The organism is Leptolyngbya iicbica LK, from assembly GCF_004212215.1.
Lineage (GTDB): Bacteria > Cyanobacteriota > Cyanobacteriia > Phormidesmidales > Phormidesmidaceae > Halomicronema > Halomicronema iicbica.
Map to the genome: position 1 here is coordinate 711,843 of NZ_QVFV01000002.1, position 13,076 is coordinate 724,918.

The 13,076-nt window shown below is 53.7% G+C and carries 4 protein-coding genes; all 4 read left to right on the forward strand.

Annotation, left to right across the window (positions count from 1 at the left end; translation table 11 throughout):
* Window positions 1–56 precede the first annotated feature (56 nt).
* From DYY88_RS10180 to DYY88_RS10195, 4 genes are read left to right on the forward strand one after another with little or no spacing between them, the layout of a single operon-like run.
* A complete protein-coding gene (locus tag DYY88_RS10180; RefSeq protein WP_052288537.1) occupies window positions 57–5,609 on the forward strand; it encodes a DEAD/DEAH box helicase in 5,553 nt (1,850 codons plus the stop codon).
* The gene (locus DYY88_RS10185) at window positions 5,606–8,170 is read left to right on the forward strand and encodes a GmrSD restriction endonuclease domain-containing protein (protein ID WP_063776192.1); all 2,565 of its coding nucleotides are present in this window, start codon (window positions 5,606–5,608) and stop codon (window positions 8,168–8,170) included. Before DYY88_RS10180 ends, DYY88_RS10185 begins: the two co-directional genes overlap by 4 nt.
* Before the next feature lie 11 nt (window positions 8,171–8,181).
* Complete coding sequence (locus DYY88_RS10190) at window positions 8,182–10,239, forward strand: 3'-5' exonuclease (RefSeq protein ID WP_044151328.1); 2,058 nt, start codon at window positions 8,182–8,184, stop codon at window positions 10,237–10,239.
* Window positions 10,236–13,067: a DUF8741 domain-containing protein gene (locus tag DYY88_RS10195; RefSeq protein WP_039728131.1), complete on the forward strand. Its 2,832-nt coding sequence runs from the start codon at window positions 10,236–10,238 to the stop codon at window positions 13,065–13,067. Before DYY88_RS10190 ends, DYY88_RS10195 begins: the two co-directional genes overlap by 4 nt.
* The last annotated feature ends 9 nt before the right edge of the window (window positions 13,068–13,076 follow it).

Genomic DNA, 13,076 nt, shown 5'->3' on the forward strand with positions numbered 1-13,076 from the left:
GGGCACCTTAAGTAAATGAAGGATCGCAACTTAAGGGCTTAGTGGTCTAATCCCCAATGAATATCTTTGACTTCCGCGATGGTCTGATTGGCGACTACAGCAAGTACGTTACCAGCTTCATTCAGATTCGAGACGAGCACATCAAGCAACACGTCGAAGAGAAGCTCAAGTCGGGGGTTCTTTGGCCACAACCATTGATTCAACTCAATCCTTCCTTTGAACCGGGTGAAAGAGTTGATCAATTAGTTGCTCGCGGAATTCTTCACGAAGAATGTTCTTCTATCTTTAGGGTCAAAAAAGCTCAAACAGGCGGCGAGGGAAATCCTCTCACGCTGCATAAGCATCAGCTCGATGCCGTGCTGACAGCTTCAGAAGGCCACAACTATGTCTTAACCACCGGCACCGGCTCAGGGAAAAGCTTATCCTACATCATCCCCATCGTAGACCATGTGCTGAAGCGGGGTTCTGAAAAAGGCATTCAAGCCATCGTGGTCTACCCCATGAATGCCCTGGCCAATAGCCAGGCCGGAGAACTCCGAAAATTCTTACAGGATGGCTATCCCGAAGGTTCAGCCCCAGTTACCTTCGAGCGTTACACCGGACAAGAAAAAGAAGACGAACGGCAACAGATTCTCAACAATCCCCCGGATATTCTGCTGACTAACTACGTCATGCTGGAGCTGATTTTGACCCGTCCTAAGGAGCGCAAGCTAATTGAAGCGGCTCAGGGACTGCAGTTTCTGGTGCTAGACGAACTCCACACCTATCGGGGTCGCCAGGGGGCAGATGTTGCCCTGCTGGTCAGGCGGGTGCGAGAACGCATGGCCGCCGATAGCCTTCAGTGTGTCGGTACTTCTGCCACCCTCGCCAGCGGCGGCACCTATGCAGAACAGCAAGTCGAGGTAGCGAAGGTCGCTACTCAGCTCTTTGGCACTACCGTCAAACCAGAGCACATCATTGGTGAAACCCTAAAACGGGCTTCTCCCGACCGAGATTTTCAAGATCCTGCCTTTATCCAGGCTTTGAAAGCTCGGATTATCTATTCACCCACTCCCCTCTCCAGCGAGTATGACGCCTTCATCCAAGACCCCCTCTCTATTTGGATTGAGGGCATCTTTGGGGTAGAACCTGAGCCAGAAACCGGGCGTCTGGTTCGGGCAAAGCCCCAAAGCCTTTTGGGTGACCAAGGAGCCGCTGAGTCTTTACGAAAGTTAATTGGTCTGCCCAAGGAACAAGGGCATACGTGTATTGAGGCCATTAAACAAGGCTTACTGGTGGGTCACCAGGTCAAAAAAACTGAGACGGGCATCGCCCCCTTTGCTTTCCGGCTGCACCAATTCATCAGCAAAGGCGATACGGTTTATGCATCCTTACGCACCGAAGATGAGCGCCATATTACCCTTCAGGCCCAGCAGTTTGTGCCGGGCGATCGCAGCCGCATTTTGCTGCCGCTGGTATTTTGCCGCGAGTGTGGTCAAGAGTATTACGCCGTCAGGCGCACCCATGATTTTGCGGTCGATCAGGCCAAGCTAGAACCCCGTGAGCTATCTGATACCCAAAACGACAACGTCAGCGAGTCTGGCTTTCTCTATCTCAATACCAGAAGACCCTGGCCGATCGATCCAGAAGCCATGCTGGATTTACTGCCAGAAGACTGGATTGAGGAACATCCTACCCGAGGGCCACGGGTGCGCCAGTCTCGCAAAAAGCATTTGCCTGAACCCATGCACTTCAAAGCCGATGGGTTTATTGGGGAACCCGACTTATTAGGCCACTTTCTGCCTACTCCTTTTCGGTTCTGCCTGAACTGCGGTGTCTCCTACGGCAGCCGCCAGCGCTCCGACTTTGCGAAATTAGCGTCTCTAGGATCAGAAGGGCGGAGTACCGCAACGACAATCCTCACTCTCTCTTCAGTTCTGAAACTCAAGGGCTCTACCCTGACGGAAACTGCGAAGAAACTCCTCAGCTTTACCGATAACCGCCAGGATGCCTCGCTGCAGGCCGGGCATTTCAACGACTTCATTGAAGTGGGGCTCCTACGGGCAGCCCTCTACAAAGCCGTTGAGCGAGCCAGTACAGACGGGCTCCGCCACGACGAACTGCCCCAACGGGTGTTCGATGCCCTCAATCTGCCTTTAGATCTGTATGCCAGTGACTCAGCTGTAAAATACCAGGCCCTAAAAGATACCCAGCAGGCCCTTCGGGATGTACTGGGCTACCGGCTTTACCTCGACCTGCGTCGGGGATGGCGCATCACCTCCCCCAACCTGGAGCAGTGCGGCCTGTTAGAGATTCAGTACCTTTCTCTGGAAGATGTTTGCCAGGACAAAGACATTTGGCAGGCCTGCCATCCGGCTTTAGTCACTGCCGCTCCGGAAACCCGCGTGCAGGTGGCTAAAGTACTGCTCGACTTTATGCGACGGGAGCTGGCCATCAAGGTTGATTATTTAGATACTCGCTACCAGGAGCGCATCCAACAGCGCAGCTCTCAACGGCTGAAAGACCCCTGGGCGCTGGACGAAAACGAGACCCTGAACTACGCCACGGTCCTATTTCCCCGTTCCTTTAAGCAAGGAGAAGATTTTGGGGGCAACGTTTTCCTGTCATCGAGGAGTGGCTATGGTCAGTACTTGCGGCGCACCAGCACGTTCGACAACTTTGGCGAGAGGCTCAAGCTAGAGGATACGGACCAGATTATTCGGGGACTGCTGCAAGGGCTGAAAATCGCGGGCATTGTTGAAGAGGTACTCGCCCCGAAAAAGGATGGGGAGGTGCCGGGCTATCAACTGGTGGCTTCCGCTCTGCAGTGGACGGTGGGTGATGGAACTACTCCCTTCCATGACCCCACTCGTGTGCCCCAGCTGCCAGAGGGCGGCAGCCGCACCAATGAATTCTTTGTTGAGTTCTATCGCAAAATCGCGGCCACGACTCAAGGTCTGGAAGCCCGTGAGCATACCGCCCAGGTCCCCTCCGATGAACGGGAAAAGCGGGAACAAGCTTTCCGCACCGGGGATCTGCCTATCCTTTACTGTTCTCCCACCATGGAGCTAGGGGTAGACATTGCCGACCTCAACGTGGTCAACCTGAGAAATGTTCCCCCTACCCCTGCCAACTATGCCCAGCGTAGTGGCCGAGCCGGGCGCAGTGGCCAACCGGCCCTGGTGTTTGCCTATTGTTCAACGGGTAGCTCCCACGACCAGTACTTCTTCAAACGTCCCGATCGCATGGTAACGGGAGCCGTCACCCCGCCCCGATTGGATCTGAGCAACGAAGACTTAATTCGAGCCCACCTGCACGCAGTTTGGTTGGCGGAGGCAGATCTCAATTTAGGGTCATCGTTAAAAGATATTCTCCAGTTGGATTTGGTAGATGACGCTCCAACGTTGGAGCTCCAAGAAGAAGTTCAGGCAAAGTTGAATAATGTGGGAGCAAAAAAACGTGCGAAAAAACGGGCTCAGCGCATTCTGGATACTTTGCAAGCGGAGATGGATGACTCCAGCCTGTTCAATGACACGTGGCTGGACAATGTCTTCACCCAAATTGCTCAACGATTTGAGAATACCTGCCAGCGCTGGCGAGACCTCTATCGGGCAGCCCTGGCGCAGTTCAATGTTCAGAACCGAATCATTCAGGATGCCTCTCGTCCGGCCAGAGATAAGGACCAGGCCAAACGGCTACGGCGAGAAGCGGAAGCTCAGCTGGAGCTGCTGACGGTTTCTGACAACCTGGCCCAATCAGACTTCTACAGCTACCGCTATTTCGCCAGCGAAGGATTCTTGCCAGGCTATAACTTCCCCCGGTTACCCCTGTCGGCCTACATTCCGGCACGGCGAATGCGTCAGGGTCGGGAGGAGTACCTATCTCGTCCCCGATTCCTGGCCATATCCGAATTTGGTCCTCGTTCAGTGGTGTACCACGAGGGATCGAAGTATCTGATTAATCGGGTCATTTTACCGGTGGAAGGAGACGAGGGCACCCTGTCATTGGGCGAAGTGAAGCCCTGTCCCCGCTGTGGCTATCTACATCCGGTCAATGACGGGGTCGGGCTGGATAAATGTGAACGCTGTACGGCAGATTTGAGTACGTCGTTGCGATCACTCTTCCGGCTGCAGAACGTCACCACCAAACGCCGCGACAAAATCAATTCTGACGAAGAAGAACGTCTGCGCCTGGGCTACGACCTCTGTACGGGAGTTCGCTTCCCAGAGCGAGATGGGCATCCCTCCTACCAGGTCGCCACGGTGAAACGGAAAGGCAAAGATCTGGCCAAGCTGACCTATGCCCAAAATGCAGAGCTATGGCGCATTAACCTGGGATGGGCTCGCCGCAAGAACAAGGAGCAGTTTGGCTTTGTGCTCGATATTGAACGGGGCTACTGGGCTAAGAACGAACAGGCGACCGAAGACGAGGATGTCTCCGATCCCCTATCCCCGCGCACGTCCAGGGTGATTCCCTATGTGCAGGACAATCGCAACAGTCTGCTGTTTGAACCAAAGGGTTCCCTCAGACCAGAGCAAATGGCCTCATTACAGGCGGCCCTCAAACAGGCCATCCAGGTAACTTACCAGCTTGAAGATAATGAACTGGCTGCGGAACCCTTGCCAAACCGCGATGATCGACGGCTGATTCTGTTCTACGAATCGGCTGAGGGTGGGGCCGGTGTTTTGAAGCGGCTGTTGAATGACCCAACGGCGCTGGCTTCTGTGGCTAAAGCGGCGTTGGAAGTTTGTCACTTTGACCCTGAAACGGGTGAGGACCTGGGCCATGGACCGCAGTCGGAGGAAAACTGCGAAGCCGCCTGCTATGACTGCTTGATGAACTACAGCAACCAGCGAGACCATGCCCTGCTGGATCGTCAGAGAATTCGCGATGTTCTGATGCAGCTAACGGAAGCTGAGGTGCTGGCTTCCCCATCGTCGAAGTCGCGGACTGAGCATTTGGATGGATTGCTGAATAAGGCTGACTCAGGCCTGGAGCGGGAGTGGTTGCAGTACCTCCAGGAGCGGGGATATCGCTTGCCTTCGGAGGCTCAGGTGTTGATTCCAGACTGTGGAACTCGGCCTGATTTTCTATATCGAGATAACGCCACGGTGATTTATGTAGATGGTCCTCATCATGATTTTCCGGATCGACACCAGCGGGACCAGAAGCAGGCTGACTGTTTGGAGGATTTTGGTTACACCGTGCTTCGATTTGACTACCGAGAAGATTGGGTGGAAATCCTTAAGAGATATCCCGGTGTGTTTGGTGAAGGATCTGTCAGTTCTAATACTGCTAAGAACAATGGGAACAACAAACGTGACGGGCATGTTGACCTTGATCTCTTCGATGCCCGCTGGCGGCCCATCATGGAACAACTGGCTCAGGAACAGGATTGGCAGGTAGAAGCTGGTGGGGACGTAGCCGATGGTGGGCGTGTCCTTGGTGAGTACCTGGCTGAGGTTTCAGTCAACGGTTGTTCTGTACGTCTAGTGGACGCTGAGCAACCAGACCTTGAGACTGTCGCAGAACTCTTGAAGGCTCAGGGCTTTGCCGTTTTAGTCGCCCAATCTGAAGATCCCCAACTTATCCAAAACCTTAAAGCGAGCTTTCAGGGAGACCCGCCATGACGACGATGACGACCTTTGACAGCACCAAAGAAGGGCTTGCTGACCTGCTCAGAAGCATTCGCAAAGGCGACATTCAGCTCCCTGATTTTCAGCGTGGATGGGTTTGGGACGACGAACATGTTCGGAGCCTGTTGGCTAGCATCTCCCTGTCTTACCCGATTGGTGCGGTCATGATGCTTCAGACTGGCAATGAAGATGTGAAATTTAAGGCCAGACCCGTTGAAGGCGTGCAGCTCTCCTCACCGGTTGAGGCCGATCGCCTCATTCTTGATGGCCAGCAGCGTTTAACCTCCTTGTTTCAGGCACTTAACGCAGAACGCCCAGTGCTGACCCGCGATTTACGCGGGCGACCGATTTACCGCTGGTATTACCTTGATATGGAAGCAGCATTGAATCCCAATGTGGAACGGGAAGATGCTGTTGTTAGCCTGCCCGACACTCGGCAAGTCAAGAATTTTCGGGGGGAAGTGATTGAAGATTACTCCAGTCCGGGGAAAGAACATGAACGGGGCTTATTCCCTATCAGCCAGGTCTTTGACTGTTCCAATTGGCAGGAGGGACACCAGGAATATTGGGACTACGACAAAGACAAAATCAAACTCTTCAGCCAGTTCAACAAGGAAATTATCAAACGCTTTGAGCAGTATCAGGTACCTGTGATTTCCCTCGGAAAGGAAACACCCAAGGAAGCAGTCTGCCAGGTCTTTGAGAAGGTAAACACAGGCGGGGTTTCCCTAACTGTCTTTGAACTATTGACGGCGACCTTTGCCGCTGAAGACTATTTGCTGCGCCAAGACTGGGCCGATCGCAAGGCTCGCTTAACAGAATTTCGGATTCTGGAATATATCGAGAGTACTGACTTCTTGCAGTCGGTGACGTTGGTCGCTTCGTTACAGCGGCAGAAAGCCGCGATCACATCCGGCACTCTCCCCGAAAAGGCCCCTGGCATCAGCTGTAAGCGACGGGATATCTTGCGGTTGACGCTAGAGGAATATCAAACCTGGGCAAATCCCGTTACCCGAGGATTTCAAGAGGCGGCCAAGCTACTCCACGGGCAAAGGATTTTTACTGCCCGAGACATTCCCTACAAAACCCAGCTTGTTCCCCTAGCAGCCATCTTCACGGTGTTGGGCGAAAAAGCCCTCAACCACGGAGTGAGGGAAAAATTGATCCGCTGGTACTGGTGTGGGGTTTTTGGAGAGCTTTACGGAAGTGCCATCGAAAGTCGTCTTGCTAAGGATTTGCCGGAGGTTTTGGCCTGGGTAGAAGGAGCCCCAGAGCCAGACACGGTGGCGGTCGCGAACTTTATTCCTAGCCGACTGCTCGGCTTACGAACCCGAAACAGTGCAGCTTATAAAGGCATTTATGCGCTGTTAATGAAGTATGGTGCCCCCGATTTTCGTTCCGGCATTCCTATCAATGAGCAGGTTTACTTTGACGAGAAAATCGACATTCACCATATCTTTCCTCAGGACTGGTGCCGCAAAGCTGGTCTAGATGCCAAACGCTACGACAGCGTTATCAACAAAACGCCCCTTTCTGCAGGGACTAACAAACGGATCAGCAACAAACCTCCCAGCAAATATCTTGCCACCTTACAAAAAAGTGCGGAAATTTCTGAGGAAAGGATGGATGCCATCCTAACAGAGCATCTGATTGCTTCAGATGCCCTCAGGGCTAACGATTTTGAAAGTTTTTTCAGCGCTCGAAAAGCTGCATTGTTAGACCGCATTGGTCAAGCCATAGGTAAAACTATTGTGCGAGACGAGAGTGGTTCTGTGGACTATGACCTCTTCTCTTCTCAGTGGCATGCTTTCCTGCAAGCGCTTTCCAGGCTTGAGGGTATCGCTATTGAAGCCGGTGGCGATGTGGAAGCCAGTGGGGTAGTCGTCGGCGCTTACCTGGCAGAAGTAAGGCAGAACGATAAAGTTCTACATCTGGTAGACAGCCAGGAACCATCGGCAGGGACCATTAAGGCAGCTTTAGAGCAAACGGGGACAAGGGTTGTGCTGATTGATAGCAATCAACCGGAGGGTGGATTGGCAAGCATCATGGTTGCTCTACAAGAGCAGACGCAGTTGGCCGACCCTATTGAAAAGCCTGAAGTTGGCGAACCTGACGATTCTGACAAAGAACCTCCCGTTGGGTTTCATCCAGATTGCATTGAGCGGGTTTCTCAAGTTTTGGGGCTATCTCTGCTTTCAAAATCACGAACCGCATATGTGACTGAAGATGGCTCAACGGCTGTTGTTTGCAGCATTTCTAAAACTCACGAAAACAACGGGACGCCCTCCTACTGGTTTGCGTTTCACCCCTCTCAAAAAGAATTTTTGGAGAACTTCGACCAGGGGTACGTGGCTCTAGGCTGTGGCTTACCTGAACAAACCATCCTGGTGCCCTTTCAAGATTTGTCTTCCTGGTTAGACGACTTTTGGACGACAGAAAAAGATGACCGCATGTACTGGCATATTCGCATTCATAAGGAAGGCGAGGCACTACGGCTAGATCGCAAACAAGGCATGGGCCGTCTCGACATTACCCACCATCTGCTAAATAGCTGAGGAGGAACACTATGCCTGTACTCATTGACCAATCCCTCCCAGCTGCGGTCGCCCGCCTTGATTCCAACGATGCGAAGCGGGTGTGGAAGTTTTTGGCTAAGTTTATCGAAAACCCAGCTCATCCCAGTCTTAGTTTGGAGCGGGTCACCCAAACCAAGAACGAAAACCTCTGGTCAGGCCGCATCAGCCAGGAATTGAGAGCCATTGTCCACAAAGACAGTGACATCTGGACAGTGCTCCATGCAGACCACCATGACGATGCGTATAAGTGGGCTGAGACTCGTCAGATCGCCCGGCACCCCAAAACCGGAGCACTGCAAATTGTTGAGTCGCCCGATGTAGTGGAGCAGCAGGTTCAATATTTTGTTCCTGAAATCCCCCGCCTTTTTGATGACCATGACAATGATTACCTGGAGAGCCTGGGCGTTCCCACTGATTGGTTACCCACTATCCGCAAAGTTCAGCATATGGACCACCTCTGGAAAGTCGTTGTTAAGCTGCCCGAGGATGTGGGGGAACGGTTGCTGAAACTGGCGGAGGGCGAATTTGTCACGCCTCCAGTTGCGATCGCCCAAAACCAGCCCATCACCGCCAGTCAAGATACCAGGCGTCGTTTCTTTGTGATGGAGAACAACGACGACTTGATGAAAATGCTGGAGGCTCCCCTGGCAACCTGGGTGGCGTTCCTACATCCTTCCCAACAAAAGCTGGCTACAGGCAGCTTCGCTGGCCCTGTCAAAGTTTCCGGTTCTGCCGGAACGGGCAAAACCGTGGTGGCGATGCACCGAGCCCGACATCTAGCGCGGCAGGGTAAGCGGGTCTTTTTGACCAGCTATGTTTCGACCCTGTGTGAAAACATCGAGCACAACCTGGATCTGCTGTGTACCTCAGAGGAGCGATCGCGCATTACGGTAACGACGGTTCACAGCCAGGGGCTAGCTTTAGCCAAAACAGCGAATTCGGATCTTTATCCCATTAACAACGACGAGATTTGGAAGCTCGTTAATGAGTATTACCATCCTGGTATCTGTCCTCTAGAACCCGACTTGCTGAAAACTGAATGGGAAACGGTGATTCAGAACCAGGGCGTTACCACCTGGGATGACTACCGTAGTGCTAACCGCACAGGTCGGGGCTTTCCGTTAACGGTTAAGGGACGAAAGCAGGTCTGGCAGATTTTTCAGCGGGTGTATGAAACCCTGAATGAGAAGGGTTGCATGGATTACCCCTCCATTTGCCGCTTAGCTAGGAAGTTAGTCACATCGGGGAAGGTTGAAAGCCCATTCGATGCCGTCATCGTAGATGAATTGCAAGACTTGCGCCCCCAGGAGATTATGCTGCTGGCAGCATTAGCAGGGGAAGAGGCTGATTCTCTCACTTTGGTAGGCGATGGAGGACAGCGGATTTACAGCACCCCGTTTAGCCTCAAGGCGCTTGGGGTGGATGTGCGGGGACGGTCTCATATTCTCCGGATCAACTACCGCACTACGGAACAAATTCGACAGTTCGCCGATACCATGCTGGGTAACCAGAGCGATGACATGGATGGCGGACAGCAGAGCCGTAAGGGAACGGTCAGTCTTTTGAGTGGACCCGAGCCGGTCATGAAGGGATTTGATACCCAGGAGCAACAACAGGAGTTCTTGGTGAAGCAAATCCAAGCAATTACTCAGGAGGGGTTAGCCCCGGAAGAGGTGGCTATTTTTGCTCGTACTAACAAGGCGATTACTCAGCTTGAGAGTGCATTGAAGGAAGCTGGGCTCAAGTGCCATAACCTGCGGAAGGGGGCAGCACGGGAGTCGGCAGTGAATTTGGGGACGATGCACCGGGCTAAGGGGTTGGAGTTTAAGGCGGTGTTTGTGGTGAATGTATCGGATGACCAGGTACCGCTGAGATATCTCGTCGATAGAACTGAAGATGCCCAACTACAGAAAGACGTTTTGATAAGAGAGAAGCAACTCCTGTACGTGAGCCTGACACGAGCTAGAGATGAGCTGTTTATCAATTGGGTTGGGTCTCCAAGCTGTTTTCTGGGGAGTTTAGAGGGCCTATCGGGAGTTTCATTATGAAGTTTGCTGTAGGTGCCCTAGTCAAAGCTCGCGATCGCGAGTGGGTCGTCCTCCCCGACTCCACCGACGATATGCTCATCCTTCGCCCCCTGGGTGGCACCGAAGATGAAGTTACCGGCATCTTTCTCCCTCTGGAGCCCGTCGAACCTGCCCAGTTCGAGCTACCCGACCCCAAAAAACTCGGTGACTACCGCTCCTGCCGCATGTTGCGCGATGCCGTGCGCCTCGGTTTCCGTTCCAGTGCTGGCCCCTTCCGGTCCTTTGCCAAACTAGCCGTTGAGCCCCGTCCCTATCAGCTCGTACCGCTACTTATGGCCCTAAAGCTAGAGCCCGTGCGCCTGCTCATTGCCGACGACGTAGGTATCGGCAAAACCGTCGAAGCCGCCCTCGTCGCCAAAGAACTGATCGATCGCGGCGAAGTCGATCGCCTCGCTATCCTCTGCCCGCCCCACCTGGCCGAACAGTGGCAGTTAGAGCTTCAGAGCAAATTCCATATCGATGCCGAACTGGTGCTGCCCAGCACCGCCACCCGCCTAGAGCGCAACTGCCGCTTGGGGCAGTCACTCTTTGACCTTTATCCCTACGTCATTGTTTCGACCGACTTCATTAAGTCAGAGCACCGGCGAGATGAATTTCTGCGCACCTGTCCCGAACTGGTGATTGTAGACGAAGCCCATACATGTGCCTTTGCCGGGGAAGGTCGAAGCGGTAAGCATCAGCGGCACCAACTCATCAAAGGTTTAGCCGATGCGCCTGATCGCCATCTCATTTTGGTGACAGCCACTCCCCATAGCGGTAAAGAAGCCGCCTTCCGGTCGCTGCTGGCTTTGCTTAATCCTGACTTTGCCGATTTGCCTGAAGAGCTGGGCGGCAAAGACAACGAAGCTATCCGCCGCCGGGTGGCGGCCCACTTTGTCCAGCGCCGCCGGGGCGACATTCGCACTTACCTGGATGCCGATACCCCCTTTCCCACTCGCTTAGAGGCCGAGGAGACCTATGCGCTATCCCCCGAGTACAAAAAGCTGTTTGACCGCATTCTGAACTACGCTCGCGAAACCGTTCAAGATCCCGATGGGGGCAACCGTCACCGACAGCGGGTGCGGTGGTGGTCGGCCTTGGGGCTGCTGCGATCTCTTGCCTCTAGCCCCGCTGCTGCTGCCACCACCCTGCGCAACCGAGCCGACACCCTCGACACCCAAACCCCCGAAGAAGCCGATGAAATCGGTCGCCGGGCGGTAATGGATTTGATGGAGGATGACGCCAAAGAAGGGCTTGATGTGGTTCCTGGTAGCGATATCGGCGAACTCACCACCGATGTCCAACGCCACCGCGATCGCATACTGCGCATGGCCCGCGAAGCAGAGGGGTTGAAGGGCAAGAAAGACGCCAAACTCCAAAAAATCATCGCCCTGGCCAAAGACTTCCTCAAAGATGGATTCCAAACCATTATCTTCTGCCGGTTTATCCCCACCGCTGAGTATGTGGCAGACGAGCTAAGAAATACCTTGCGCGGGGTTGAGGTGGTCGCTGTTACCGGTACCCTGCCACCGGCTGAGCGGGAAGAACGGGTAGAGCAGTTATCCCAGTCGCCCCAGCGGGTGCTGGTCTGTACCGATTGCTTGAGTGAGGGCATCAACCTTCAAGCCCACTTCAACGCCGTTATTCACTACGACCTGTCGTGGAACCCCACTCGCCACGAGCAGCGTGAAGGCCGAGTAGACCGCTACGGCCAACCCCAAGATAAAGTGCGGGTGCTGACCTATTACGGCACTGACAACCAGATTGACGGCATTGTTCTGAATGTTCTGATTCGCAAGCACCGCTCTATCCGCAGTTCTTTGGGCATTTCGGTGCCCGTGCCCGTCGATACTGACCAACTGGTTGAAGCCATCTTCGAAGGGCTACTGCTGCGAGAACAGTCTTCTAACGTCTCTGACCAGCTTTCTCTCTTTGACGAAGACTTCTTCAAACCACAAAAGGATCAATTTTTCGGCCAGTGGGAAGCTGCGTCGGAACGAGAGAAGCGATCGCGCACCATGTTTGCTCAAGAAACCATCAAGGTCGAAGACGTGGTTCGAGAGCTGCAAGCAATTCGTTCAGCCATTGGTTCTAGCGTCGATGTCGCCGCTTTTACCGAAGCCGCCTTCAAAGTTCATCAAGCGGTCGTCAGTGAAACACCGACCAAGGCATTAGCGTTCGACCTGTCAGAAACGCCCCAGGCTTTGAAGGATGCTGTTGGCGGGCAGGAATCCTTCCAGGCTCGGTTCGAACTCCCTATTCAAGATGGTCAGCTTTACCTGAACCGGACCCATCCCATCGTGGAAGGTCTGGCAACCCACGTAATGGATACAGCTCTGGATCCCATGGTGGACAGTGTGGCCCGTCGCTGTGGGGTGATTCGGACTAATCAGGTAAGCCGCCGCACTACGCTACTCCTGACCCGTTTTCGTTTCCACATCATTGCCAAGCAGGGAGACGAGGAAAACCCGCTCCTGGCAGAAGACTGCCAAATACTAGCCTTTACGGGCTCTCCGGAAAAGGCTGAATGGCTTGAGCCTGGTCAGGCAGAGAAGCTCCTGACGGCCACTCCGGACGGCAACATTAGTGCCGACCAGGCCACAACGTTTCTACAGAAAGTGATCGATCAATTCGACCATCTCAGTCCCCACCTTGAATCTGTAGCCCAGCAGCGAGGGAATGATTTACTTGAGGCTCATCGCCGAGTCCGCAGCGCAGCCAAACTCAAGGGTGTTCGCTACCGAGTGGAGCCACAACTCCCCCCTGATGTTTTAGGTATCTATATGTTCATGCCAGTCCCGAAAACTTAGCGTCTAAAG